The organism is Methanococcoides burtonii DSM 6242 (assembly GCF_000013725.1).
Lineage (GTDB): Archaea > Halobacteriota > Methanosarcinia > Methanosarcinales > Methanosarcinaceae > Methanococcoides > Methanococcoides burtonii.
The window spans coordinates 436,865-463,596 of the sequence record NC_007955.1 but is presented as its reverse complement, the minus strand read 5'-3'; the positions used below and the strand labels follow the sequence as shown (position 1 = coordinate 463,596).

Here is a 26,732-nt window from a genome sequence, read left to right as displayed (position 1 = left end):
ACATCTCCCCCAGGCAGATCAAACAATCGAATGATCACTCGACCAACTGATCAAGCTCTATTATTTTCAGTAGATTGGTGCCGCCGGAAGAGCCTTGTGTCAGAACGATCGTGTTGCCGGACTTTCCAATCCCTCTGGACAGGAGGGCACCAAGCATTTTCTTTTCAAGATCTTCACTGCTATCAGATACAGAAATTGGATAGACACCATAGGAATATGCAAGTTGTTCACAGGTAAGCTCAACATGGCTCATGGCTATTATCCAGTTATCCGGCTTAAAACGTGAAATACGTCTTGGGGTAGCCCCGGAGTGAGTGGGTGTCACAACGAGTTCTATGGATAATTTACGAATAGCATCATATACCTGCAATGAAATGACATCACTTATACCCATCTCAGTCTCACCAATGGCGTTCCTGATGTTGCCCATTCCGTTACCTGTACTATCACGCCATGCTTCAGTCTTCCTTGCGATCCTGACCATCGTATGAACGGCCTCCAACGGATACTTACCAACTGCGGTTTCTCCGGAAAGCATGATAGCATCGGTGCCATCAAGAATAGCATTTGCAACATCCGTAGCTTCTGCACGTGTTGGTCGCACGTTATCGGTCATGGATTCGAGCATGTGCGTAGCGGTTATCACCGGCATTCCACGAAGATTGGCCTTATGTATCAGTTCTTTCTGTACGATGGGAACTTCCTCTATTGGAATTTCCACTCCAAGATCACCACGTGCTATCATCAAGGCATCGGTAGCTTCCATGATGTCATCGATATTCCCAACCGAATGACCTCTTTCGATCTTCGCCACAAGGAATACTGACCTTCCCTTTTTAGTAGCATGGTCCCTTATCTTCTGTATGTCGGAACCCTGCTCGATGAACGAGACACTGAAGCAGTTCACCCCCTCATCCAATGCAAAATCCAGGATCTTAAGGTCCTTTTCGGTGACGGGGTCAAGTAAAAGATCGATACCGGGAAGATTCACGCCCTTGTGAGATGAGAGCTGACCACCTACGATCACTTCACATTCAGCCTCATTGCTACAAATGCCACTGCACCTCATCTGAATGAAACCATCATTGAAATAAACATCAGATTTTTTGGCGATACAGTAAGGAAGCTTATCAAAGTCCACCGGAATAAGGTCCTTTGAACCTACGATCCTTTTAGTGGTCAGTTTCACCTTATCCCCCTTCTGTAAATTTATAGGGGAATCTTTTATCTCGCCTACACGAATCTTTGGTCCCGGAAGGTCTGCCATCACCGAAACAATAACGTTGAGCTCATCACACAGCTTTTTAATCAGCCGGATAACTTTACTATGGTCCTCGAAACTGCCATGCGAGAAGTTGATCCTCGCCACGTTCATTCCTGCAAAGATAAGCTCACGCAGCATTTCTTCCGAAGAAGAAGCAGGTCCTATAGTACATACGATCTTGGTCTTGTGGTCCGGCAGATTCATTTATCTCACTGCTCAATTATTGACCGGCTGACTTAAAACATTACCTTTTTTAGAAGGACTACAAAAAAAGAAGGGAAAAACAAATACGGTTATTTCAACTCTTCAGTATCAACAGAATAGACAATTGAATCGCGGGCGTAAATACCCCGCTTTTGTGAAGGATTTGCATCGAAAAGCTGGTTCATCTCATCAGAATGCCCTGAAAATCTCTCATTAAGCATATTGATATAACTGGTCAGCTCAATGATCTGTCCATCCAGATCCACTATCTTTTCATCCTTCTCATCCAGCTGGCGCTTAAGCTCATCTATCTGCTTCTGGATCTGCTTGAATGGGTCATTTTCCATATAGTATACCTCTTAAGAAATTATGAACGATAGATATCGTAGTATCGTGATTTAATGGCTAGTGAACTGATAAAGGTTATGTATAAATTAATCAACTTGCATTTCATATACCTTTTCATAATTGAAATAGATACATTTCTTTAAGCACCACATATATTTTAAACAGAAGCCACAATAAGCCTAATAGAATCAGGATTTTTGTTACATCAATGCTTAAATCTACCATCTCGATCAAAGAATTGGTCTTTTGGCTTAAATGACTACTGTTCGTTTGAGATAGGTGTATTTGATATATTGGTAACTGCAATATCAAAAACCAGTAAATATTTCAACTTCCTTTAGATATAGTAAATGGGGGCTATCAATGAAAGACAAAAAAGACAAAAAGAAAGAAGAGATCGAATTACCTTCATTGGATGATGAGATAGAAAGCTGGTGTGAAATATCCACTGAAAATTCCGATAGCAAAAGTGCTGATGACCTTGTGATCGATGAATGGTGCAAGGGTTCAGAAGGCGAAACTGATACAAAAAAAGCAACTGAAAAGAAAAATACAGAATAAAGCCTGTTGAACTTTTTTTATTACCCTTATACAGAAATTCATATTCTTATTTTTTTAACTATCCACCCTTAACAAATTTGAGTTTTCAAGATCGCTTCAATTCTTACAAAAGGTCTTACAAATCCTTTTATTGAAGTTTGATGCATTATAAAAGGGAATATTACCGTTTTACCTTGCATTGTAATTACGATCCGAGTGGTAAAAAATGAAGAATGGGCACATATTAAAACTAACTATTATAGCAATATTGATATTGATAATTGTTCCAGTATCAGCATCTGCTGCTGTATCTGACAGTTGTCTTGACTGTCACAGTTCCATGAACAAATTTCCAGCAGTCATCGATGACTGGGAGAACAGTAAGCATGCTGAAGCGGGCATAACATGTGAGAACTGCCATACTGCTGAAGCTGACGACCCGGATGCCATAGCACATATGGGACTTTATATGACCCCGGTAGTTTCGGCTGCTGACTGTGGAAATTGCCACGTTGCTGCATTTGAGGAGAATACAAGAAGCCTGCATTCCCTTGGTACTCTTTACTATGAGGTAGATTTTGACGGTCAAAAACTACCATCTCTTGAAAGCGAGATCACACTTGATGAATATACCACCGCCAGTCATAATGCAACTGTCAACGGCTGTCAGGCATGCCACGGTACCAATATGACCGGAAAAAGTACAGATGATCCTGACGTGTGGCCGAACAATGGGATTGGAAGGATAAATCCCGATGGTAGTTCTGGATCTTGTGCTTCCTGTCACACACGCCATGTATTTTCAGTCGAGGAAGCACGAAAGCCTGAAGCCTGTCAGCAATGTCATCTTGGGCCTGACCATCCACAGACCGAAATATACTTTGAATCAAAACACGGAAGCATATACGGTACAGAAGGTGATGACTGGAACTGGACCGAGGGGGACTGGAAAGCCGGAGAGGATTATCGTGCACCTACCTGTGCCGTATGCCACATGTCAGGAACAGATGAGCTAAAGGCCACCCACGATGTAAGTTCACGGCTTTCATGGGAACTTGAACCACCTGTATCCAGGCATACCGACAACACGGCTAACATACTGGGAACTCCGATCAGCGACGGAACCACTTGGCAGGAAAAGCGTGAGAGGATGACTTCCGTTTGCGAACAATGCCACTCAGAAACATGGGTGAACAACTACTACGAAAATGCAGATGCCACTGTAGAGCTCTATAACAAAAAATATGCAGATTCAAGTTCTATAGTCGACAGCCTGAGGAAAGACGGCTTGCTTACAGAGCAGGACTTTGATGAACCTGTTGAATTCAAGATATATGAGTTCTGGCACCACGAAGGCAGACGTGCAAGAATGGGCGCATTCATGATGGGACCGGATTACGTACAATGGCACGGATTCTACGAACTTCTAAAAGACAAAGCTGAAATTGTGGAAATGGCTGAACAGATCAGGCTTAACGCAGATATAGAAGCGAATCTTGGTATCGATGTAAGTTCTGAAAAAAGAGAAAATGATGCAAAGACAACTCCCGGATTTGAAGCTTTGGTCTTGTTATCATCGGTCCTGAGCGTAGTAATGATTATGTCAAGAAAAGGAAAGTAATGGAAAATACCTCAATTCGATCTTTCGATAAGATGGAATAGCACAATGTGACATTGTGCCGCCATCTTTTGTTCATTAGACTCAGATCATTCAACTGCCTTATCCACAAGCACAGCATCCTCGATAATAACCTTCGCCGTATATTCATCTCTCTCCACAAGATCATACTTGTTTATCTGTATCTTCTTTTTGAACATTGGTGCATCGATGACAAAACTCTCGAACTCACCGCCTTCCCCTGCAATGTTCAAGCCTATCTTTTCATTGAGCCTTACGAGTTTATCCACTTCAGAAGTAGTAATTTCCTTTCCTACCCAGCCACTGTCAAGACCATAGGCAGCTATGCTGCTGAAAATGAACCTGAATCCGTTATCAAGCAGGTCCCGCATTTCCTGCTCCTGGTCCATATGCCACAACGGTGAGAACACATCGAGACCAAGCTCATCACATATCTTTTCGATCCTATCCTTCTGATAATTGGAATACAGTGCACCTGTCACGATCCCTTCGAGACCGTATTTCTTCTGTGCTTCCAGAATGGCATTCTTCAGATCATCAAGTTCAAGCTCTTTCTCCCCCTCTGTAAACGTTTCCAGAAAAGGAAATCCCATGGCTTCTGCCTGCAACCTTGACATATCGATGTTAGGTGTGTGGAACATATAAGAATCAGGATTTTTGCTTTTTATAGTGATCAAACACTCAATTGAATTCCCTTTTTCCTGCATGATATGCAATGCATAACAGGAATCCTTGCCTGAACTGAAAAGAACGCCGAGTTTCACTTTATCTCCTCTCCTGAAAACTATTGATATAATCGGTCTTATTCGCAAAACCTGCTCTTTTTGCAAGCTTTTTTAAAGCCTGATCGAAACTGCTACCATACTGAGCAGCCTTTTTTCCCCGCTCGACCACATACTTTGGCAACCCAAGTTCCTCACCTGCCTTTCGCAGGACTATCTTGTTCATCTCATCGGATATTTTATACTCTTTTGGAATGGCAAGGGCATATTCCACAAAGTTCTCATCAAGATAGGGATAACGCACTATGGTTCCCGTAAATGCTGCAACTGTATCATCGCGATATGTGTTCACTTTATGCATTTCCATTATATCCCTGATGCAATCCTCATTTACCGATTCCGAACTTTTGAACCTGTTATATCCGGCAAAAAGTTCATCCGCTCCGGCACCTGCGAACAATACATTTATGCCATCCTCTTTTGCCGCCCTACAAGCTGCATACATTGTCAATGCAACGCCTGTTTTCGGAACGGTCGCATCCTCTATCAAAGGGACAACTGTACTTAGATACTCTTCCACAGTATCGAGACCGATCTCATGCACATTTAATTCAAGTTCAAGCTCATCTGCCAGCTTTCTTGCACAGGCGATATCCGGTGACGGGACCTGTCCTGAAAGTCCCACCGTATAATAATTGCATTTTACACCTTTAGCTTCAGCAAATCCTTTGCAAAGCAGAGCAAGGATAGTGGAATCAATTCCTGCTGAGAACATTACACCAAAATCCTCATCCGGCACACGTTTAGAGACCGCTTCTTTAAGCAAAGAAAGAAAACCATTCCGGATCTCCACGAAAGATCCCTGATGTTCTGCAAGTCCCTGCAAAAATTCCCTGTCGTATGACTTTATAATATCGTTTTCAAAATCGTAGCACAGGATATGCCGAGGATCAAGTTCCACCACTTCATGAAGCCCGGCCATCTCTAAGAACTTCTTTTCCGAAGCGAATGCAAAACCGGAAGATACGTCATACCAGAGAGATTTTACACCGATCAGGTCCCTTGCGAGAAACACTTTATCACCTATATGACAAGCAATTGCATAAACCCCGCGAATAGCCTTCAATGAACTATCAAAACGTTGGAACATCTCATCATCACTACATTTTTCGAGGCCGAAAGTATCCTGCAAAAATCGTGTCAGAATTGACATGTTCTCCACATTCCCACAATGAAATTCACATGCAAACTCATCAGAATTGTAGATATCAATATCTCCAACAAGTTCAAATTTATCTGATGATGAACTCAATGGGGATGAAGCTTTCAAACTATCAAAGCCGATCATGGCATCATTGAGTGATATGAATTGTATTTCAGAAGCAGAATGCACATTATGAATCGTATCGCCTGTATAGATGATAGCTTCATATTCACCACGAACTTCCATTTCATTAAATATCCTGATTTGACTGATGGAAGAAGGAGATAAATTGAAGAAACCTGCGATTCTGCCCATGTAGTTTGAACACTTGTCGACCATATATTTATGTATCGGAAATTTGTGCATTAATATGTATTAAGCAATAAAATAGAATGATGCTTATTTAATAATGAACCACTGATTATATATTCAAATAATGCCCTAATAATTAAAGTCCTTTGGGAATTAAAAAACCATAAAAACGTTATACATTTGATAATAGGTAGAGTTTTATCTTTTGGATCAAAAATAAAAACGGAGTTGGATTTTAGTGGAAGGGAAAGGCAAGACAGTAGAACAACTATTCCATATGGGATTCTATGCAGAATACCCGGATGAGAAGATCGAGTATTATTCTGCAGTACTTGAATCCGGATCAAAGGATCCTCTTTTATGGAGTGAAGAAGCTATTGCATTAGTCTGGACCAACACCGGCATTGCATATTGCGACCTGAGCAATTATGAGAAAGCTATCTACTGTTTTGAGAGGGGACTTGAGCTCGACACCGATAATCCTGATATATGGTACAACAAGGGTATCGCCCATTCATATGTTGGTGACCATGAAGAATCGATAATATCTTATTCAAAAACTCTTGATATCGACCCAAAATATGATAATGCGTGGATAAATAAGGGCATTATATATGACATCCTTGGCAGATATGAAGAAGCTCTTGAATGTTATGAGAATGTACATAGCACCATGGAGCTTAATTCAAAATACACTATTGCATGGAACAAAAAAGGTGTCGCCTACCACCACCTGGATAAATATGAAGAAGCTATAACATGTTTTGCAAAAGTATTGAATGCAGACCCAGATTATGAGGATGCAAAGAATAATCTGGCTGCAGCAATGGGAAAACTAAAAGGCAATAAAACATAATAATTCGATCCACCTTCTAAATTGTACAGTCGGACAGATGATCCTTGATCGAATGAGGGATAAGCTATTTTCAATGAACTGAAGAACACAATCAGAACACTTGTATTACCAATTGCAAAAAAGATTCCGATCTCACCAAACGTACTGACCGTGATGGGACTTGGTATTAGTTTTCTGGCAGCCATTGAATTTGCCGCAGGGGATCTGATAATGGGAGCTGTCCTTATAATGCTAAGCGGTATATTCGATGTCCTTGATGGAGCTGTTGCAAGATCGTCAGGAATGATGACACCTTTTGGAGGAGTTCTTGATTCAGTATGTGACAGATATGCTGATGCAGCCATCTTTGCCGGGATCATTTATGGTTCAATAACAGGCGTGATACAAACTACCACATTTTTTCAGGCACCATTGTGGTTATTATGTGTCATCGCACTTATCGGTTCTTACATGGTAAGCTACACGCGTGCTCGTGCCGAAGCTGCAGGTTCTACAGCAATGAACATTGGCATCGCAGAAAGGTCTGAGCGCCTGATCATACTAGTACTGGGAGCACTTACTTATCAGATAATGATCGCAGTAGTACTTATTGCAATACTCACACACATAACACTTCTGCAAAGGATATGGAAAGCTAAACAAACCTTATAAATCTATATATAAGAATCATGTTTAAAGGTACAAATATTATCCGATAATGACTATATTACATTGAAGTAGAAGATCATTATCAAAGCGATATTTTTAATTGCTTGATGTCCATTAATGGCACTATCACATCATAAATAAACACAGAGGAAAAAAATGCAATACCGTGCAGAAGTAACCATAGAACGTAAATCAGGAATGCTGGATCCTGAAGGCACTACTATTAAAAGAGCACTTGAACATCTTGGCTACCACACAAATGATATCAAGACCTCAAAGAGATATATCATCTATCTCGAGGGAGAGTCTCCAGAAATGGCAAAGACCAAAGTTGATGAAATGTGCCAGAAACTTATTGCAAATCCGATGATCCATAATTATACGATCGACTTGAGGGAAGCTTAAATGACTATCGCCATCATTCAATTTGGTGGAAGCAATTGCGATCTTGACGTTCTGCATGTACTGGAAGATGTTGTCGGAACAGAGGCAGAACTGGTCTGGTACAAGGAACACGATCTTGATAAGTACGATGGCGTTATTATCCCCGGAGGATTCTCCTACGGCGACTACCTGCGCGCAGGTGCTATCGCGTCACGAACACCGATTATGGACTCCATCAAGAAGATGGCAGACGAAGGGAAACCTATAATGGGAATTTGCAACGGTTTCCAGATACTCACTGAATCAGGTCTCTTGGATGGTGCACTTACCACCAACGAATACCCAAAGTTCAGATGTGAATGGACAAATTTGAGGGTCGAGACAAATGATTCACCTTTTACATCCGCATTCAAGAAAGGTGAGGTCATCCGCATACCCATAGCTCACATGGAAGGTAATTTCTACGCAGATGAAGCAACCCTTTCGAACATGGAAGACAATGATCTCGTCGCGTTCAGATATGTCGATAATGCGAAACATGTTACTGATGATGTAAACCCTAATGGTTCTCAGGAGAACATTGCAGGAATACTCAGTGGGAATAGAAATGTAATGGGACTTATGCCCCACCCTGAAAGAGCATCCGAAGAAATTCTCGGTTCCAATGACGGAGTCAGGATGTTCGAATCAATGATAGAGTATATTTCAAACAGGTGAACACCTGTTATACTCACATTTTTTTGTATTCTTTTTTGATATATTCAATAATCTGTTGATGTCAATGCTATGCTTTTTGTGTTTACTAAAGACTGTAAAAAAATCAAGGATATCATAGAGTTTTTCAACGGTCAGGATAGTTCCAATCGGAAAGGATATATTGGTGTTAGGCACTATTTCATATGTTCTTAGTTTTGTTTGTTTTGTCACGATTCAAATAAACTAAGAACACTTATATTAATTTTGACTGTCAGACTTGGGATACATATCAATTTCAGCATAGGTATCTTCTGCGATGGCAGCAAATATCTGATTATCTTCATATTTTATTTTTATTTTTTCAAGCATCAATTTTGATCATCAGATACAATAGATGATTGTTTCAATCTAGAGTAAACTTGTGTGTAGTGAAAAGATGAAATCGAACTATTCTAATTGTCTGCATCATTGAGGTAGCACTATGAGATTATCAAATTAGCTTTTCGCTTTAAAAACGTAACTCTTTTTTCAAGACTACTGGCACCACTCTGAGCATAGCTTATGCATTACATTTATATTGTAGAAAATGTACCAGTCCATGAAATATTATTACGATGTTTCGGACGGAATCTGTACCAGAGATTCAATTGCTAACTATCTGAACACAGATAATGCATCAATATGCCAATTTTTGTATTTCTTAGATATCGATGACATTGCTTCTTATGTTGAAAGTAGCTATTATGCCGATAAGGACTGGCACTTTCGGTATAAGGTTTCGTCAATGATAAAGCTCATCGTTGTGAAATGTTATAGAAACCTCTCATTTGAGAAAACAATATCGACCTTAACAAAAGAAGAAGCGCAGCTTCTTTCTTTTGAAGACAATAACGGCATTATGAATCTTCCATCCCCTGCAACACTGCATCATTTTGTAATATACAGACTTGGAAAAACTGGACTCGATGAAGTAATGTTCAAAATTGGAAAGAATATCTCCAAAAATACAAAGATTAGAGATGCGAAAACAGATTCAACTCCACTTGAAGCATCAAGATATGACAAGTATGCAGATTACAATCCGCATTATAATTGTAAGATGGACAAAGCTCACATCACCATGATTGGAACACTTCCAATCTACATGACTCATACAAAAGGTGCTTCTCACGATTCTCCTGAATTGAAGAAACATATTGATGCATTGGTAGAAATGGGAGTTGACATTGACACTTATGCATTGGATGGAGGTTATGATTCATTCAGGAATCATGCAGATATCTGGTATAAGTTGAATGCAAAACCAGTGATTGCATACTCTTCGGATTCTAAAGTTCAATACGAGGGAATGATGGAAAGAATTGATCACTGGGTTAACAAAATGTGGAAACTTGGTGGATCTATTCATATGAAATATGAAGAAAAACTTCATTTCCTCTATGAAAATGGAAGAGAAAAACAGGTAGGTATGCACTTGCGAAACAAGAATATCAAAGATGATGGATTCGATGAAGATTATTCGCACAGGGGTGAATGTGAACGAGTACACAATCATATTAAGTGGACTGTAAAGTTCGACATCAGAGGAATGAAAAATGGCAGTAAGAAACTGTATTCAGTTATGAATTTCGTTGCATATCAATTGCTTGTAGCTACAAATTTGCAAAATGGAGTTAAAGAAACTAACTCATTTGCAAATTATGTATGAGGTAATGTCATCAAATTAGAATGGGAGAATTTATGAGCTAATTTCAGTACTTCACTAATATTCCCTCCACTAAATAAATTATATAATCTCACCTATAACATTTCACTACTAACTTCACTTTCAACCTTTTTTTCACCCATTCCTCAACAAAGTGAACAAATAAATCAAATCTAAAAACATCTTCCTCTATTGTTTTCGGTCCCCTTTTCACTTTCATAAAATGCATTCTCTGGATTGATACCCATGCATTTTTTAACATAAATGATATCAACGCATAGAAATATCGTAGCATTGGATCTCTTGAGGATGTTTTTGGTTTCACCACATTCCGCATTCGATATGATGATTCGATCGTAAACCGTTTCCTGTAGATCGTACTAATCTTTCCGGGTTCCCAATCAATTCCATAAACAACAAACCCTAGATTCTCACAACCATTCTTCCCTCTCTTTCCTTTCAGATACTTAACATCAATAGCAATATCAAGTCCCACATCTCCTTTCTTATTCTTCATGACGTACTTTTCATAGCGTTTATTATTTCCATCAAGAATATCTTTTATTCTCTTTCCCTTTCTTACAACAGGAGTGATATGTGGAATGTCATTCTCCTGCAAAAATGTAAAAACATCTCTGGAATAAAATTCTCTGTCCAAACAAAGAATATTTATTTTGAGATTGATTTTATCAACTACGTCTATGAAATATTTCAGATAATCTGTCTTCGTTTTGCCTTTTTCCACAGGTAACATGGAAATTGTAAATCTTGTGTATTTGTTTATAATGCAAAGAGAAATATAAGAGTAGAATGAGTTTGTTGATTTCTTAGCTTGTCCTCGAATCACATAGTTTTCATTGACATAATTCACTTCTCCATAGTATGGATCATTTGTATAATCGATGGCAAGATCATACTTTTTATTTGAATCAAGGGTTTTGTGGGATGATTGCAAGAGAATCTTTGCATTGTTTTCAATGAGCTGATCGAAATCAATCTTATGTAAATGATATCTCATTGATGTTTCACATGGAGTATTATGATATTGTTTACCAATCGAATGAATTGAAAGTTTATCGGTGGACATTCCGAGAATATTAGTGAAGAGGTCTTTAGGAGTAAGTGATCCATTTATTGAAATGGGAATGTTGTCCAGAAGTGGTGGTAGAACAGTTTTGATACAGTGAGCAGGTGTTAATTCTAGTCGTGATAACATGGAGGGGGCATTTTAAAGGTATATAAATGTGCCGAATGGTGTTGATTTAATGGATTATGCAGAAATTAGAGAACTACTGAATTTGTTAAAATTATGAATATTGGTATAATAACGATTCTGGTACACTTCTCGAAATGATCGGATGATCAGGAATTTTCGAGGCATATTCAAATGATTATCACGTTCCCATCGAAATATTAATTATAAAGGAAGCTTTTCATACTTCATACACCTTTAAAGAACAAAAGAACATAATGTTCGCCAATCAAATTGATATCTGATCAACATGAAACTCTATAGTACCAATCTCAAAGCAGACGAAGTATCTTTCGAAACTGCTCTTATTACAGGTCTTGCTCCGGATAAAGGCCTTTATATGCCCAAAGATCTCCCTCATTTCTCAGAGGAAGAGCTTAGTTCCCTAAAAGATGAACCATATCCCGAGATAGCCTTTAGGCTGCTCAGCAGGATCCTTGAAGGTGAGATCGATGAAGCATCATTGAAAGAGATAACATATGATGCTTACGATTACGATGTTCCTCTCGAGGAAGTGGATGAGAACACTTATATAATGAGACTTGACCGTGGTCCCACTGCTTCATTCAAGGACTTTGCTGCTCGCATGATGGCAAGGCTGATGCAGTTCTATCTCAAAAAAGAGAACAAGAACCTGACAATTCTAACGGCTACTTCCGGAGATACCGGCAGTGCTGTAGCTCATGCATTCTACGATCTTGACAACATAAAGGTGATCGTTCTATTCCCTGAGACTGAAGTATCAGAACGTCAGAGAAAGCAGATGACGACCCTGGATGGCAACATCTCTGCCATTGCAATGGATGGGAAGTTCGATGACTGTCAGGCATTGGTCAAACAGGCTTTTGCAGATCCTGACCTTAAGCATCTGAACCTTTCATCAGCAAATTCTATCAACATTGGCAGACTTATCCCCCAGTCGATCTACTATTTCTATGCTTACCTTAAGCTTAGAGAGTTCCCGGAAGAGATCATCTATTCCATTCCTTCTGGAAATTTCGGTAACATGATGGGATGTGTGCTCGCAAAGAGAATGGGAGTGCCAATCAAGAAGATACTTGCTTCTGTGAATGAGAACGATGAGGTGCCTGTTTTTTTCAACACAGGTGAGTACTCCAAGATCGAACCTTCAAAAAACTGTATCTCAAATGCAATGAATGTCGGTCATCCAAGCAATCTTGCCAGATTGGTGACAATATATGGTGGTGAGATGGATGAGACCGGCCACATAACTAAGATGCCTGATATGGATGTTCTCAATAATGATATCTTCTCTACATCAGTTACCGACGAAGAAACAACGGCTATTGTAAAGGAATTCTATGAGGATTATGGTATTTTCATTGAACCCCATGGAGCAGTCGGAATAAAGGGACTTCTGGATTACAGGGCAGCTTCTAATGACGATACACTGGCTGTAACACTCGAGACCGCTCACCCGGCAAAGTTCCCTAAAGAAGTGATGTCTGCAATAGGTGTCGATCCTGAACCACCCCAGACACTCAAGGATGTCGAGTCAAGAGAGGAATTTATGGAATCTATGGGAGCTGACTATGAGCAGTTCAAGAATTACCTGAAGGAAAAGCTTGACTAAGCTTCTCCTTCGGTTATCATTTCCTATTTTTGTTATTTTTAGGGGTAGAACCTTTCTGGATCGCCTGGATTCCACTATGTTCTAGCATTTTTTTATACATACCAGATATTGATGTATCCAGATCAACGGGTTTAAAAATATGCTATCGAGTTTAAATGAACGTCTTCGTACCTCGAAAACAATAAATTCAAAATATACTCAAAAATAGATTCAAGAAAAAATAAGATGATATGAAAAGCAAAAATTGCTATTCATATACTTATTTCAGGAAACCCTTTCTCTCAAGCCACTCGACCTGTGGTCTTGTGTATTTCCATATTACTTCTGCTTTTGAATCCTGGAAGTCCCATGGTGTGATAATAACAATATCGCCTTCACGTACCCACATTCGCTTTTTCTTTGAACCAGGGATTCGTCCCATTCTTACGATACCGTCCATACATTGGAGGGTAACTCTTTTTCCTCCGAGGAGGGCACTTACGGTTGCAAGTATCTCATTGTTCTCTCTTCGTGGAGTCCTAACTCTTGTGACAGCTGGAGCATCTGTCTTGCTACCACGACCTCCATTATTTTTTTTCATATTACTTCTATAATTGGCCAGATTAATTCCTCTTTATTTTAATGATAATTTTGAAAATTTTTGACACATTTCACTCAGACAATAAGTGCAATACCTCAAAACATTGTGGTCATCTTCCCGCCTTAAGTCCATTTTCGATCTTTAAGGGCCCATACAATTCATTATTAAAAATGAGATGATTTTAAATAACAAATCATAATCGTACTTTTTAGTTATAAACTCCATTCAATCTATATAAAGTCAATTGAAGAAGTTGTATGATTCATCTTTCATCTCATGATATTTAGCTATTTTGTTGATATCAAAGCACATTTTTTGGCTCAAACCCATCCTTCTTCCTCATATATTTTTATACCTTTATCCATTAATTGTCTGATATCTTCAAAAACAGCGGCATTGAACCTTTTTATGTGGAAACAGGACTTGCCTTTAAGAAGATGTAATAGTTCTTCAGTAGCATCATCAAATCTGTCCTTATGCGTGTATATGGGGGAGAAATAGAATCCAACGTGATATTTCTGTATGATGATGAAAGCAAAGAACATATCTTTCTTCTTTGTCCTTCCGATCTGTACAGGTTTTGTTCCGTAAATATCGTATCGTCTGCTCTCATCTATTTTTACAGAGAGGGGTGGCACATAAGAAGAAAGAATAAACCTAAGTCCATTGAAGATATTTTGCTTTTCATCTTCCATATTGAACAATTGATCATTTTCTAAATAAATATGTTTACTAATTTTTAATCTCAGGATCTTATAAATGTCCCTTTCCTATATTCTTCAAAAGCTATCTCTAACTCTTCCTGTGTATTCATCACAATAGGGCCATACCATGCAACCGGTTCATTGAGTGGTTTTCCTGAAATGAGCAAGAAGCGAACACCATTATCTCCAGAAGTGACTGAGATATGGTCACCGTCATTGAACATAATAAGATTTTCGGAACTAATGAATGATGAATTGTCAAGGTCTGAATAGTTAGTACCGTCCACTTCATAAGCATAGGTGCATTCATTTTCATCAAAAGAACCGTTTCCCTTCATTGCATATGCAAAGACGGTATGTCCCATTTAAGTAGGGTGCGTGAATCTATATTAGCTGGAATTGTCACATCAAGATATTCAGGATCAGTCACAATGTCCTGTACAGGGCCTTTATTTCCTTCGATTTCACCGCAAATGACCTTTACACGAACATTGTCATCTAATACTACTTCCGGGATCTGCTCACTTTTTATTTCCTGATACTTTGGCTCCATCATCTTATGGGATGCTGACAGGTTAGCCCACAACTGGAATCCCCAAAGGCTGCCATCGGATTCACCTTTGGGCATTTCCTGATGAATTATTCCGCTTCCGGCGCTCATCCACTGCACATCTCCTGAATTGATCACTCCTGAATTGATCACGCCTGAATTTCCCAGGCTATCACCATGCTCTATTTTTCCTGAGAGTACATAGGTTATAGTCTCTATGCCCCTGTGCGGATGCCAGGAAAATCCCATTAAAAATTCATTCGGATCGTTCGAATGGAAGTCATCAAGCAAGAGAAAAGGATCAAGTTGAGGTGGCTGGTTAAAACCAAAACATCTTTTCAGGTACTCCTGCTCCTTCAAGGGTCGGTCTGCTCTTTATTATTTTATTTATAAATCTTGTAGTGCCCACATAAATTCCCCATAATGTATGTTTGTCTGATACTATATGTTGTTAATGCAGAGCAGATTGATTGCCAAAAATAATATATTTGAATTGTTTTGATCAAAGGTCTAACTGAAATGATCATATTTAAATTTGGAAATTGGCAGATGAAAAGTTTATACACTTCTAAGATCAACATTAAACGAATATATATTCTATAATCTTAGGTGATAGTATGCAAGTGATCTCTGTAAACCCTGAACTGTGCACCAATTGTGATGTATGCGTAGAACTTTGTCCGATGTCGATAATACTTCCTTCAGAGGAAGGTGGAACTCCTTACAGTCCAGAAGAAGCAACTGTATATTGTTCAAAATGTGGACACTGTGAAGTGTTCTGTCCCGAGGGTGCAATTTCTACTTTGTTTGACTCAACTTACTATCAATTTCAGGATGATAGTCCTTCCTCTCTTACGCCATCAGAGATCGGAAAATATATGGTAATGCGGCGCTCGGTCAGAAACTACAAGGATGAAAAGGTGGAAAAGTCTACAATTGAAGAGATACTTGATATTGCACGTTATGCTCCTTCCGGGATGAACAATCAGCCTGTACATTGGACCATTGTCCACAACCCGGAGGAAGTTAAGAAGATCACTTCTCTGACCATTGACTGGATGCGAGAGGTAGTGGCCGATGATATTGAACATCCTCTCAAGCCACTGATGCCAACTCTGATCTCAGTTTATGAAAATGGCAGTGATCCGATATGCAGGGGAGCACTTCATTTGGCTTTTGCTCACGCTGAGGCTGAAAATCCGACTGGCTATACTGACAGTATCATAGCGCTTTCATGGTTCGAGCTTGCAGCACAGGCGTTCGATATCGGGGCATGCTGGGCTGGTTTCCTTGCCATTGCGGCAACATCCTACCAACCACTCATAGATGAGCTTGACCTTCCGCAAGAGCATGTGGTGCAATACAGTATGATGTTCGGTCATCCTGATCATAAGGTCAATGGCATTCCGGGAAGGGAGCCTGTGAGGGTAAATTGGAAATGAGTGTAAATAATACAAAATAGTTTATAATTATAAGGTAAATAGTTGGAGAATGGACTCACAGGAGTCCTTTCTCCAAATAATATTCATCCCTTGCAGCAACGAATGCTTTCAAATTATTCAGGGATGTATGTGGTGCCAGTCCACAACCCGGTGCGAGAATATCAACTCCATCCTCTATGCACTGTTTTGCTTCTTCTTTCACCTTTTCGGGCTTCATCCCAAGAAGTGTATGCACAGGTGATACATTCCCTATCAGACAGGCTTTGTCACCGATGGCACTTTTTGCATATTGGACATCTACCTTTTCTTCTATGCTTATACCATCGAAACCAGAGATCGCAACTTTCTCGAGGATATCGGCAGAATCCCCGCATATGTGGGCTATGGTCTTTCCTTTTATCTCACGGTTAAGTCTTTTGTATTCCGGGAATATCATCGTTTCAAAGAATTCCGGTGGGATCAATTCTGGTCCTGCTTCCGAATCAGGTATGCAGACAACATCAGCCCCGCGTTCTAGGAGTGCATTTGAATATTCTATGCAAATATCAGTACTGAAAGTTATCAGTTCCTTGATGGTATCGGGGTGTGAAATGAACCACATGAGGTAGTTCCTTACACCAACAAGTGATAATGTAATAGCAGCCGGCCCGAGGTGACCTGCAATTATTGGTATATCTTCATCAGCTCTCTTCTTGATGATCTCTGTGGCATCCAGAATGGTCTTGATCCTTTCAGACTCAAGGAAATTCTCAGGCACTGTCAGATCTTTCACATCCTCGATGGTCTCAAAAGGAAAATCGTGAATGGAAGGTTGTGTGTCATAGGTCCCTTCTCCCATCGTACACCCTAATGTCTGGGCAATAGCAGTTCCATCGAATGGATAACGAATGCCTTCCAGGCCAGCGATCTCATGTCCTGCAATGGCGAGTGTAGCCATTTTCTCTGAATTAAAATGTGCTTCCGGCCACTGTGTGCCCGAAGCTTGCATTAGATCAATAGTCCCTGTCTGTGTAACTGAACAAACGGGTACTTTGTCTACTTCTTTCCCTTCAAGCGATCTGATGAATCTTTCTTTTGGTGTGATATCTGTCAGGTGAAACCCTCCTTTATTCGATCTGAGCTAACATTCCTATGTAAATAGTTCAATATAGGCTGATATATCTGTTTATTAGTTCTATACAATTTCAGTATCTGAACTACTTTAAATTTGTGATTCAGAAGTTAGCTGTAATAGCTTAATATTCCATCTTGGTAATGGGTGAATCTCAGAGGGTTGCAAACCAATGAATTCTGTGCAGGAACATTTAGTTAATATATAATTGGAGGCACTATCCGAGTAAGTCCACAATTATTGAATTGAATAAAGAAATATGATGGTGATTTGAAATGAGTGAATTAGATGCAATATCGACGGAAGCACCTGAATGCATGGTGTGTAAACACTTCATTGAATCGATTGGTATGCCCGCATGTAAAGCGTTTCCATATGGTATTCCATCAGAGATATGGCATGGCTTCAAGAAACACAATGGATCATACGAAGGTGACCATGGCATTCAGTTTGAATCAATTTCCAAGTAAACAAATGATTGACTAAAAGGTTTTTTCATTTTTGTATATAATCTATAACTTTTCGTACCTATAAGCAATATTTATATTATGGTCTAAGCCAATTCATTTCATATTGCAAACTACTACTTATGCATCCAATCAGCTTCTTACTGTCAAACGTATCTTCAAAGACAATAATAACTAGGATCAATTTTGCATTGACCATGAAGACATTCTTCGCAATGTTGAGATTGAAGAAGTCAACAAGATGTTATCTTGCAAAGATAAGAGTCGTGGTTTCTTCACTTATCAATGTGAAAGTTGTGGTAATTACAAAACGGTCTATTTTGGATGTAACAGTCGTATCTGCACAAATTGTGGTCTAAATCATACTGAAAAATGGTCTAAATCTCTCAAACGTGCAATGTTCAATGTAGTTCATAGGCATGCTGTTCTTACAATCCCGGATCTTCTGTGGGGTTTTGTTAGAAAGAATCGTTTTCTACTAAAGGTTTTGATGGATGCAGCAATTGTAGCAATTAATGACACTATTTCATTCAAGCACAGGAATGGTCGTTTGCTTGCGGGTGCTATTGTCGTTCTACATCCATTTTCCAAAGATATGGGTTTTAATCCTCATCTTCATATTCTTCTAACTGAAGGTGGATTTGATATGTATGGTAAATTCATTCACCAAAAGTTCATTCATTTTAAGACCATGCGAAAAACATGGCAATACCAAGTGCTTACGAGATTCAAAGATGCCCTCTCTAAGGTTCAAGCATTCTCCCATCTTGTAAATCAACTTTTTAAAGAATATCCTGATGGATTTTATGTTCATATGCCAAAAAACTCAAGAATCACTAACAAACAAAGGATGGCACAGTATGTCGGCAGGTATATCAAGCATCCAGCTATCGCAAATTCAAGGTTGTATAGTTATGATGGAAAATCCGTTACTTTTTGGTATAATGATCATGAAGGAGTAAGGCATTTTGTGACAATGGAATTGCAGGAATTTATTAGAGCGTTAATTCAGCATATTCCTGATCGAAATTTTAAAATGATACGGTATTATGGTGCATATAGTCGCAAAGTCAAAAAGAGATATTCAAAGTGCTTACAGAGAAGTATAAGGCAGACAAATCTCAAAGACTTCAGAAAAGTGTTGAATAAGTGGGCGCCACAGTGTTTATTTTGTGGTGGCAAAATGAAGTTTGTTTGGTATGAGAAAAAACCACCTGGGGAAATTGCGGAAGTTAATGGCAATATAAATGATCGGGGTATAGTGATGGGGTAGTCGTACCTACAATAAATTTGCACCCGAAGGGTGCTTTCTTGTATTATTGCATTTACCTACTGGATTGTTACCTATTTTTCATAGAAATTGCTAAATTTATTCCATTTATTTATCACTGAATGAACTTCTGTGCTGTTTTCCATGAATGTCTTACAATATCGGGAAAGGAGCTATTCTCACGGTACCAATTCTCAAGGAACTTCTTGGTCTTAGGATCTGATGGATAACCACTGCCGATATCCACGCCCATGTCCACCTTTATCTTCTCTATAAGTTCATCACGCCTGACCTTTGCTAATATAGATGCAGCTGAAACAACTGGAAATAGATCGTCTGCCCCATGTTTTGAGATAACTTCCGGAGGTGATACATCTGGATGCTTTTCCATGTAATTGTCAAAAAGGCGCTTCCCAAAGCGTTCCTCCTTCACATCTGCTGCATCCGCATAGATCTTGTCAGAAGGAAGTTCCTCAATGACCGAACCAAAAGCAAGCACCATAATATCATTCATGCTCATCAGTTTTCGAAGCTCATCGATCTGATTAGGAGATACCTCATAAACGAACCATCCATCTGCATATTTCTTTATCTGAGCGGCAAGATGTACTCGCCTTTTTGGGGAAAGCTTCTTGGAATCCGCAACTCCCAGATTCTTCAGAGCATTGCTTTTATCCTCATCGATCCTCACACCGCCTATGCACATCGGCCCGATGACCGGACCCTTCCCTGCTTCATCAATTCCAATTATTTTCATTGAGATCTTCCCTGACATGATTACCGTTGTCCTAAAGCATACTACTCATACGAACACAGTAAATATAAGGTAGCCGATTCCCATCATAATAATTGAATGCTTAAGTCCTGACATCACACTACCTTCCCCCATAGCACCTGCCATAAGTCCTGAACTTAAACCCTGAATGAGAGAAGCATGCATGAAAAGACGGGTATATCCTTCAAGATCGAAACTACCCAAAAATCCACCCGCACCACCGGATTCGGTCATCTTTTCCCCAGCAGCTGCCATCTCCGCAAGAAATGTCGTAGAAATAACATAGATAACGCCTACGAACACAAGGAAGGAAATATAGATGATCACGATATAGATCATCATGCTCATGGCACGTTCTCGTTTCATTGACTGTTCGGAAGCAGCATCGCGAGCTGCCACCAGAAGCACTTCACCAACATCACCACTTGATTCATTGGCCTTTGTAATAAGCGTCAGTGACCGTGCAATTACCTGTGTCCGAAGCCTGTTGGCAAATCTGATAAGAGAATCATTGACATTCATACCCCATGAGATATCTGCCCATATCATCCGGATCTCATTTCCAAGATGTCCGGATTTTGATTTTGCCATCAGCTTTATAGAATCACGAAGTGTCATCCCTGTTTCATTTGTACTTGCAAGCTTCTTCAAAAAATCTGGAAAATTCCTTTCAAGATGCTTTTTCTTACGGGACATTATCTCATGGAAAAGTGCCATTGGGACTATGGCAATGAACAGTGCAAGCACGATATAGTCATCAATAAATCCAATTTTTTGTGCTGTTGTCACGAGACTTCCGATATTTGACCAGAAAGGTATGACAAGAACCAGAATTGCTATAGGGATAGTAACAGCAAGAGAATAAAGGGGATTGTGCATCAAAAGATCAAAAGGGTTTTTCGCGAATTTCCTGACAGAAAGTAATTTTTTGGCTTTCGCAAAATTCAGATAATATTCCCTATCACGCACATTATCTTCAGTATCATTGATAAGTTCCCCTGCATCATCATAAACTGGTTCCAGATATGAAGGAAGAACAGGAATACCATGCTCAAGTATAGTCCGGGTAGGCAATAGTTCAGGTTCACCCATTTCGCTCGGAGTTATGATACTGATCATTACCACGAACATAAGGGAGCCTATCGGCAGAACAGCATATATGATAGCATAGACCATTACTTCCGATCCGGAACCCATGACCGCCATCATGACGCCCATGATTATAATGAACAAAGGACCAGCAACGAATGCGGTCACATACGACTCTGCAAGTAGTCCGAGGGTCTCCAAAAAGCCTTTCTCGTCAATAGATGTTTTTTGAAGATACTGTTCGGCTTTATCTTGAAAATAGCGTGGAATACTGCCACCACTATCGATAATTGTAATAAGATTATCCATTAGTTCATTGAATCTATCAGAAGGGGATCTCTCACTTATGTTAGAGATCGCAGTCTTCATGTCATATCCAAAATAGTCCATTTCACGGATAATGGCATTGATCTCTTTCGAAACTTCCCCATAAGTACTGCCGGAGCGTGAAAGCAGTCTGAACACCTCAATTATGTTCATTCCACCTTTACTAAGTGCATACATAAAAGTGACTGCGTAAGGAAGCTGTCTGTCAATATCACCTTTCCTTTCACTCGCCTGAAACTTGGGATAAAGCATGAACATCCCATATATTCCACCGCCAAGAGAAGCAGCAAAGAAGAGCATTATCAGAAAACCTACGAATATACCCTTAAATTGCAATATCCATGCACTGGACTCAGAGAACTCCAGTTTTGTGATGGCTTCCGGTAGTCCGACTACATAGATAGAGATATACGCAACAAAAATACCAATTATCAAGCCGAAGACACAACTTAGTAACGAATAGAATATTGCATTTGAGACATACATCTCATAAGAGAGTGGTATTCTTGCTTGGAAAAGCTTTAACTGGAGATTTTCATACTTATCTTTCCTCTCTTGAACATAATCACCAAGTAATGTAAAAGGTAATTTTTTGAGAATATTTAAATATGTACTGGCCTTCTCTTTGGAATAACTCGTACCGTTACTACTGACAGAGAACTTGCTCTTTAGCCTTGTAAGTAATGAAGATTTCTCAGCATTGGAAGAAACTATAGCTTCATCATGCTCATTTTTTATTTCCAGAGAGTTTTTTTCGGACACGTTTTCACTCCTGAGGATCAGAGCAAATTCAGGTGCTTCAAAATTCTATTTGGGTTGGATTGATATGTGTTGATTATGGTCGATATCTGCTTGAAGTCCTTGATGTCGTTATCTACCATGTATTCAAGGACAAGCTGGCGATTCTTTAGTTCATTATTGACATCCATAGCATTCCAACCCCTCTGAATACGTATATCCATTAGGGCTTTCGATTCACCGGTCCTGTGAAAAGTATCTGTATTAGAATCCCATACAAATACATCGTTCGTCCTGATATTATGCGTGTTAGGGTCAATATCGATGATCTCCACAAGTTTCAGATTTCTTCTGACACGTTTACCATTTGAATAGGTCTGTGCCTGAATACACATGATGTCAAGAGCCTGTATCATGTTACGCGGAACACTGATCGGAGGATTTTCCAGTCGGTGAATTGCCGATGGAACTGAGTCTGCATGCATTGTAGAAAATGTAGTGTGGCCTGTGGACATTGCCTGAAAAAGAGTGAGAGCTTCCTTACCTCGAACTTCACCCACGAGAAGATATTCTGGGCGTTGACGAAGTGCAGCTTTCAAAAGATCGTACATGTCTACTGCACCCCTCTCATCTGACGTGAACGAATCCCTTGTTACCCCAGGTATCCAATTCAGATGAGGTAACTTCAATTCCCTTGTATCTTCAAGGGAGATTATCTTTGCTTTTTCAGGAATAAAAAGAGAAACTGCATTCAGTGATGATGTCTTCCCTGATGCAGTCCCACCTGCATAGATAAGGCTCTTATTGTTCTCGATGCACAACCAGAGATATGCCATAGCTTCCGGTGAGAAAGTGCCCCATTTCAGAAGATCTACAGGGGTTATTGGAACTTCATTGAACTTCCTGATAGTGAAAGTACTGCCATGGGTGGTAACACTCGTACCTAACGTCATTTGTATCCTTGAGCCGTCCGGCATGGTAGCATCCACCATCGGATCAGCAACAGAGATGTGTTTGCCACTCCTCTGTGCAAGCTGTATTATAAAAGAGTCCAATTCCTCTTCATCAAAAATAATGTTCGTAGCAATGTTCAGGTACGTTTTATGGTACAGGAATATAGGTTTGCTGTGACCATTCCCTGAAATATCCTCAAGGGAATCATCGTTCATCAAAGAATCTATCTTACCAAAATGTATGAAATCACGTCTGGTGTAATACAATATCTTTTCGAGCATGTCAGGAGTTATCCCGATAGCATAATCCTTGATGATATCCCTTATTACTCTCCCAATAACCTCTTCCTTGTCATCATCCTCACCTATCTTTTTTACAAGAAGTATATTGCGCAGCCTATCCTGTACTTCAGCCAGGAAAACAGTCTCAAAATCAGACATTGAAGGCTCAACAGCATAATAGAGATGATTATTACTATCGTCGTTGTAAAGGATGACAATGAAAACATAAGGTTCATTGACCCAGTAACGGTCAACTTCTTCATAATTATCAATACCGTCAAAACAAGAAAGCAAACCGTGCAATTCTGGATCGTATGCCTCGATCTCTTCATTTTCATTATGAAATAGATTTTTGATCTTCTGTACAAAGCCAATATTTTCAGCAGAAACACGCTTTAAGTCAGTATCTTTAGGCTCTTCATCAGGTTGTTCATCGGTTGATTCATCTGTTCCTGCGACAAGTTGTTTAGTAAGTATCTCATTGAATTGCTCTTCAGCGTCCCCATCAGTCAAATCGTCTGATAAAGCGTCTTCGGAAGGCTCATCCGGCATATTGTCCTTAATTTCAAGAACGTTATCCGAAATCGTATCTACATCAAGGCTTTCATCTTGGACATCGGGAATATGAGTTTCCGAATTCACTGATTGGAGTGCCAATTCCTCTTCGGAAACTGTTGTGATTGGCTTAAACCTTTCATGATCACTCACATTCGGGATCCATTCTTCGGTAGGATCTCGACCAGGAATATTAGTACCAAACTTCTCAGACCTTGGCAGAAGTATTCCGAATTCATTCTCCATCTCTCTATCTTCAGGAGGTCTTTTCGAAATATTCACAGGGGAAGACATGCCGCGTGGTTTCAGTATTACAGCATCAAGGTCTTCTTTATCAATATCCATACCATAAACAGGTTTGAATATTTTTGGTTCTTCAAAGCCAAACCGATTAACAGGCGATGATGTTGAACCACTCTTGGGTTCAAAGACCTCTGGTCCTTCAGGTTTTGGAGAGGAGGATGCAAAAGTCTCATTTCGGTTTTCGGGAAGTATTCCTTTTGCAATCAAATTATCAGAGCCTGATAGTTCCTCCCCTTTATTGTCTAAATGATCAGGATCGTTCTTGAAAGCAGGTTTCCGACCGGAATCATCCACTGAATCTGAACCAGCTTCCTCTGTTTTTTCGTCTGCTTTTTTAACCATCATTACACCGCAATGGTTCATTTGAAGCCAATACAAGCTATATAGTAACCAATAATTATATTATTATAATTATGATTACTAATTATTATACTTATTGTTGCTATTTCTCCATTTAATGAAAAGTAATGAAAAATATTAAATCTAAAGCTATACATGTTCGTTCTATTACCGGTTCAAATTGCAATCTGGTCATGAATAAATGACCATGGAGATAACCCCCATGCCAATAATTACCTTACAATACGAGGATCTGGAATCACTCACAAAAGCAGACAAGGATACGATCATAGACCGTGTACCAATGATAGGTGCGGATATAGAACGTATTGAAAAGGAAGCCATCGACATCGAGTTCTTCCCCGACCGACCTGATCTTTACAGTGTAGAGGGAGTAGCAAGAGCAATGAGAGGTTTTATGAACATCGAGACCGGCCTTTGCCAGTATGAAGTAACGCCATCTGGTGTTCATATAGAACTCGACGAAAAAATAAAGGAAGTGCGGCCTGTCCTTGGATGTGCTATTGTAAAGGGTATCAATTTCACATCCAGTTCTATCAAGTCATTGATGGATCTCCAGGAAGATCTGCACTGGGGTCTTGGAAGGAACAGGAAGAAAGTGTCTATCGGAGTTCACGATATGACAAACATCGAACCACCTTTCAAATATCAGGCAGTCAGCCCGGACTTCGAGTTCGTACCCCTTGATTTTACTGAACCGATGACAATGGATGAGGTACTTGAAAAGCATCCAAAAGGTGTTCGCTTTGCAAATATACTAGAAGGGATGGAGAAATATCCTCTGATAACTGATTCTGAAGGAAAGGTGCTTTCATTCCCACCAATAATCAATGGAACCCTTACAAGGGTCGAGGAGAGCACTACAGACCTTTTCATTGATGTTACAGGTCTTGGAGATGCAGTATATACCGCACTTAGCATCGTAGTAAGTGCACTTGCTGAGAGGGGCGGAAAGATAGAGTCAGTAAAGGTAGTATATCCTGATGGGACCGAGAAGGTCACACCGGACATGACACCAAGAACTCTCAATGTACCACGCTCAGATATCGATTCACTCATCGGCATAAAGCTTACAGATGACGAGATCATCAACGAACTAAAGAGAATGAGGTTCGATGCAAGCGTTCTTGAGGATGGAGATATGTTCGAGATCAGCGTCCCGACATACAGAGCCGACATCCTCCATAATTTCGACATCGTTGAAGATATTGCCATTGGATACGGCTTTGATAAGATAAAAAGCGAATTCCCAAAAAGTGCAACCATTGGATGTGCACACCCGATCTCTGTTACAAGAGGTGTCATGCGTGAGATAATGGTGAGCCTTGGTTACTCCGAGGTCATGCCATTTACACTTACAAGCCAGAAGGTACATTTCGAATGGATGAACAGGGAGGAGACAGATGATGTGACCTTCGTACTTCATCCCATAAGCGAAGACCAGACAATGGTACGTACCACCATTTTGCCGAACCTTATTGAAATATTTTCCCTGAACCAACATCATGAACTACCACAGCGCCTCTTTGAAGTAGGTGAAGTAGTCGTTAATTCAAAGAACCGCCTGCACCTTGCAGCAGCCTCCATACACGCTCAGGCTAACTTTACAGAGATAAGAGAGGTCCTTGATGCGGTCATGAGGGAACGAGATATCGAATATGAGGTCGTTGTATCTGAGGACCCGGCATTTATCGAAGGCAGGCGTGCAGATATTCTTGTCAACGGTGAAAAGGTCGGAATGATGGGAGAGCTCTATCCTGAAGTGATCATTAACTTCGGCCTTGGACAACCTATCGTTGGATTTGAGATTGACCTTACAGAATGAACCCTTTTCTATTCCCGGAAATATCCGGGAAAA

At 39.9% G+C, this 26,732-nt stretch carries 24 protein-coding genes and 1 pseudogene; 12 read left to right on the top strand and 13 right to left on the bottom strand.

The window, feature by feature from the left end:
* Positions 1-34: 34 nt before the first annotated feature.
* Positions 35-1,468, bottom strand: coding sequence for a pyruvate kinase (gene pyk, locus MBUR_RS02385; RefSeq protein WP_011498616.1), 1,434 nt, complete (start codon positions 1,466-1,468; stop codon positions 35-37).
* 89 nt (positions 1,469-1,557) lie between these two features.
* On the bottom strand, positions 1,558-1,815 hold the full coding sequence (locus MBUR_RS02380) for a hypothetical protein (protein ID WP_011498615.1): 258 nt from the start codon (positions 1,813-1,815) through the stop codon (positions 1,558-1,560).
* A gap of 364 nt (positions 1,816-2,179) precedes the next feature.
* On the opposite strand from MBUR_RS02380, the gene MBUR_RS02375 reads away from it, so the two are divergent.
* Together MBUR_RS02375 and MBUR_RS02370 are read left to right on the top strand one after the other, a co-directional pair.
* The gene (locus MBUR_RS02375; RefSeq protein ID WP_048063172.1) at positions 2,180-2,377 is read left to right on the top strand and encodes a hypothetical protein; all 198 of its coding nucleotides are present in this window, start codon (positions 2,180-2,182) and stop codon (positions 2,375-2,377) included.
* Positions 2,378-2,582: 205 nt separating this feature from the next.
* On the top strand, positions 2,583-3,977 hold the full coding sequence (locus tag MBUR_RS02370; RefSeq protein ID WP_011498614.1) for a multiheme c-type cytochrome: 1,395 nt from the start codon (positions 2,583-2,585) through the stop codon (positions 3,975-3,977).
* An 86-nt stretch (positions 3,978-4,063) separates the two neighbouring features.
* Here the strand turns inward: MBUR_RS02370 and MBUR_RS02365 are convergent, their stop codons facing one another.
* A complete protein-coding gene (locus tag MBUR_RS02365; RefSeq protein WP_011498613.1) occupies positions 4,064-4,759 on the bottom strand; it encodes a diphthine--ammonia ligase in 696 nt (231 codons plus the stop codon).
* 1 nt (position 4,760) lies between these two features.
* On the bottom strand, positions 4,761-6,236 hold the full coding sequence (locus MBUR_RS02360) for an asparagine synthetase B family protein (RefSeq protein ID WP_048063171.1): 1,476 nt from the start codon (positions 6,234-6,236) through the stop codon (positions 4,761-4,763).
* Between the two features lie 235 nt (positions 6,237-6,471).
* On the opposite strand from MBUR_RS02360, the gene MBUR_RS12825 reads away from it, so the two are divergent.
* From MBUR_RS12825 to MBUR_RS02335, 5 genes are all read left to right on the top strand, one after another.
* Positions 6,472-7,089, top strand: a complete 618-nt coding sequence (locus MBUR_RS12825; RefSeq protein ID WP_011498611.1) for a tetratricopeptide repeat protein — start codon at positions 6,472-6,474, stop codon at positions 7,087-7,089.
* 66 nt (positions 7,090-7,155) lie between these two features.
* The gene (locus MBUR_RS02350) at positions 7,156-7,740 is read left to right on the top strand and encodes a CDP-alcohol phosphatidyltransferase family protein (RefSeq protein ID WP_048063170.1); all 585 of its coding nucleotides are present in this window, start codon (positions 7,156-7,158) and stop codon (positions 7,738-7,740) included.
* Positions 7,741-7,893: 153 nt separating this feature from the next.
* Complete coding sequence (purS, locus tag MBUR_RS02345) at positions 7,894-8,142, top strand: phosphoribosylformylglycinamidine synthase subunit PurS (protein ID WP_011498609.1); 249 nt, start codon at positions 7,894-7,896, stop codon at positions 8,140-8,142.
* Positions 8,143-8,838, top strand: a complete 696-nt coding sequence (gene purQ, locus MBUR_RS02340) for a phosphoribosylformylglycinamidine synthase subunit PurQ (RefSeq protein WP_011498608.1) — start codon at positions 8,143-8,145, stop codon at positions 8,836-8,838.
* 565 nt (positions 8,839-9,403) lie between these two features.
* Entirely contained in the window at positions 9,404-10,525 is a 1,122-nt protein-coding gene (locus MBUR_RS02335) for an ISNCY-like element ISMbu11 family transposase (protein ID WP_011498606.1), read from the top strand.
* 88 nt (positions 10,526-10,613) lie between these two features.
* Here the strand turns inward: MBUR_RS02335 and MBUR_RS02330 are convergent, their stop codons facing one another.
* Positions 10,614-11,738, bottom strand: coding sequence for an ISH3-like element ISMbu7 family transposase (locus tag MBUR_RS02330; RefSeq protein ID WP_011498605.1), 1,125 nt, complete (start codon positions 11,736-11,738; stop codon positions 10,614-10,616).
* A 286-nt stretch (positions 11,739-12,024) separates the two neighbouring features.
* Between MBUR_RS02330 and thrC the strand changes: the two genes are divergently transcribed.
* Complete coding sequence (gene thrC, locus MBUR_RS02325; protein WP_011498604.1) at positions 12,025-13,368, top strand: threonine synthase; 1,344 nt, start codon at positions 12,025-12,027, stop codon at positions 13,366-13,368.
* Between the two features lie 259 nt (positions 13,369-13,627).
* On the opposite strand, the gene eif1A is transcribed toward thrC, so the two are convergent.
* From eif1A to MBUR_RS14275, 4 genes are all read right to left on the bottom strand, one after another.
* The gene (gene eif1A, locus MBUR_RS02320) at positions 13,628-13,948 is read right to left on the bottom strand and encodes a translation initiation factor eIF-1A (protein WP_011498603.1); all 321 of its coding nucleotides are present in this window, start codon (positions 13,946-13,948) and stop codon (positions 13,628-13,630) included.
* 320 nt (positions 13,949-14,268) lie between these two features.
* Positions 14,269-14,643, bottom strand: coding sequence for a hypothetical protein (locus MBUR_RS02315; RefSeq protein ID WP_011498602.1), 375 nt, complete (start codon positions 14,641-14,643; stop codon positions 14,269-14,271).
* Between the two features lie 50 nt (positions 14,644-14,693).
* Entirely contained in the window at positions 14,694-14,990 is a 297-nt protein-coding gene (locus MBUR_RS14280) for a pirin-like C-terminal cupin domain-containing protein (protein ID WP_232221932.1), read from the bottom strand.
* Positions 14,987-15,562: a pirin family protein gene (locus tag MBUR_RS14275; protein ID WP_232221931.1), complete on the bottom strand. Its 576-nt coding sequence runs from the start codon at positions 15,560-15,562 to the stop codon at positions 14,987-14,989. Before MBUR_RS14275 ends, MBUR_RS14280 begins: the two co-directional genes overlap by 4 nt.
* 257 nt (positions 15,563-15,819) lie before the next feature.
* On the opposite strand from MBUR_RS14275, the gene MBUR_RS02305 reads away from it, so the two are divergent.
* Positions 15,820-16,644 (top strand): nitroreductase family protein, encoded by an 825-nt coding sequence (locus MBUR_RS02305; protein ID WP_011498601.1) that lies wholly within the window; start codon positions 15,820-15,822, stop codon positions 16,642-16,644.
* A 55-nt stretch (positions 16,645-16,699) separates the two neighbouring features.
* Here the strand turns inward: MBUR_RS02305 and mtaA are convergent, their stop codons facing one another.
* Positions 16,700-17,737, bottom strand: a complete 1,038-nt coding sequence (gene mtaA, locus MBUR_RS02300; RefSeq protein WP_048063169.1) for a methylcobamide:CoM methyltransferase MtaA — start codon at positions 17,735-17,737, stop codon at positions 16,700-16,702.
* A gap of 293 nt (positions 17,738-18,030) precedes the next feature.
* Here mtaA and MBUR_RS02295 point away from each other — a divergent pair, with 293 nt between their 5' ends.
* Both MBUR_RS02295 and MBUR_RS02290 read left to right on the top strand, forming a co-directional pair.
* Entirely contained in the window at positions 18,031-18,225 is a 195-nt protein-coding gene (locus MBUR_RS02295) for a hypothetical protein (protein ID WP_048063168.1), read from the top strand.
* Positions 18,226-18,328: 103 nt separating this feature from the next.
* Positions 18,329-19,495: pseudogene (locus MBUR_RS02290) on the top strand (IS91 family transposase).
* A gap of 112 nt (positions 19,496-19,607) precedes the next feature.
* Here the strand turns inward: MBUR_RS02290 and rnhB are convergent.
* From rnhB to MBUR_RS02275, 3 genes are read right to left on the bottom strand one after another with little or no spacing between them, the layout of a single operon-like run.
* Entirely contained in the window at positions 19,608-20,249 is a 642-nt protein-coding gene (gene rnhB, locus MBUR_RS02285) for a ribonuclease HII (RefSeq protein WP_011498599.1), read from the bottom strand.
* Positions 20,250-20,294: 45 nt separating this feature from the next.
* Entirely contained in the window at positions 20,295-22,445 is a 2,151-nt protein-coding gene (locus tag MBUR_RS02280) for a type II secretion system F family protein (RefSeq protein WP_011498598.1), read from the bottom strand.
* 17 nt (positions 22,446-22,462) lie between these two features.
* Positions 22,463-24,859, bottom strand: a complete 2,397-nt coding sequence (locus MBUR_RS02275; RefSeq protein ID WP_232221930.1) for a type II/IV secretion system ATPase subunit — start codon at positions 24,857-24,859, stop codon at positions 22,463-22,465.
* Between the two features lie 217 nt (positions 24,860-25,076).
* Between MBUR_RS02275 and pheT the strand changes: the two genes are divergently transcribed.
* A complete protein-coding gene (gene pheT, locus MBUR_RS02270) occupies positions 25,077-26,699 on the top strand; it encodes a phenylalanine--tRNA ligase subunit beta (protein WP_011498596.1) in 1,623 nt (540 codons plus the stop codon).
* Positions 26,700-26,732: the final 33 nt, after the last annotated feature.

Excerpts from the sequence above, each read along its gene's own strand:
- MBUR_RS02295 (WP_048063168.1), top strand. The coding sequence starts at position 18,031 with ATGAGTGAATTAGATGCAATATCGACGGAAGCACCTGAATGCATGGTG.
- MBUR_RS02370 (WP_011498614.1), top strand. The coding sequence starts at position 2,583 with ATGAAGAATGGGCACATATTAAAACTAACTATTATAGCAATATTGATA.
- MBUR_RS14280 (WP_232221932.1), bottom strand. The coding sequence starts at position 14,990 with ATGAAGGGAAACGGTTCTTTTGATGAAAATGAATGCACCTATGCTTAT.
- MBUR_RS02305 (WP_011498601.1), top strand. The coding sequence starts at position 15,820 with ATGCAAGTGATCTCTGTAAACCCTGAACTGTGCACCAATTGTGATGTA.
- MBUR_RS02315 (WP_011498602.1), bottom strand. The coding sequence starts at position 14,643 with ATGGAAGATGAAAAGCAAAATATCTTCAATGGACTTAGGTTTATTCTT.
- MBUR_RS02380 (WP_011498615.1), bottom strand. The coding sequence starts at position 1,815 with ATGGAAAATGACCCATTCAAGCAGATCCAGAAGCAGATAGATGAGCTT.
- pyk (WP_011498616.1), bottom strand. The coding sequence starts at position 1,468 with ATGAATCTGCCGGACCACAAGACCAAGATCGTATGTACTATAGGACCT.
- thrC (WP_011498604.1), top strand. The coding sequence starts at position 12,025 with ATGAAACTCTATAGTACCAATCTCAAAGCAGACGAAGTATCTTTCGAA.
- MBUR_RS02360 (WP_048063171.1), bottom strand. The coding sequence starts at position 6,236 with ATGGGCAGAATCGCAGGTTTCTTCAATTTATCTCCTTCTTCCATCAGT.
- eif1A (WP_011498603.1), bottom strand. The coding sequence starts at position 13,948 with ATGAAAAAAAATAATGGAGGTCGTGGTAGCAAGACAGATGCTCCAGCT.
- pheT (WP_011498596.1), top strand. The coding sequence starts at position 25,077 with ATGCCAATAATTACCTTACAATACGAGGATCTGGAATCACTCACAAAA.
- purQ (WP_011498608.1), top strand. The coding sequence starts at position 8,143 with ATGACTATCGCCATCATTCAATTTGGTGGAAGCAATTGCGATCTTGAC.
- rnhB (WP_011498599.1), bottom strand. The coding sequence starts at position 20,249 with ATGAAAATAATTGGAATTGATGAAGCAGGGAAGGGTCCGGTCATCGGG.
- MBUR_RS02330 (WP_011498605.1), bottom strand. The coding sequence starts at position 11,738 with ATGTTATCACGACTAGAATTAACACCTGCTCACTGTATCAAAACTGTT.
- MBUR_RS02375 (WP_048063172.1), top strand. The coding sequence starts at position 2,180 with ATGAAAGACAAAAAAGACAAAAAGAAAGAAGAGATCGAATTACCTTCA.
- MBUR_RS02335 (WP_011498606.1), top strand. The coding sequence starts at position 9,404 with ATGTACCAGTCCATGAAATATTATTACGATGTTTCGGACGGAATCTGT.
- MBUR_RS02275 (WP_232221930.1), bottom strand. The coding sequence starts at position 24,859 with ATGATGGTTAAAAAAGCAGACGAAAAAACAGAGGAAGCTGGTTCAGAT.
- purS (WP_011498609.1), top strand. The coding sequence starts at position 7,894 with ATGCAATACCGTGCAGAAGTAACCATAGAACGTAAATCAGGAATGCTG.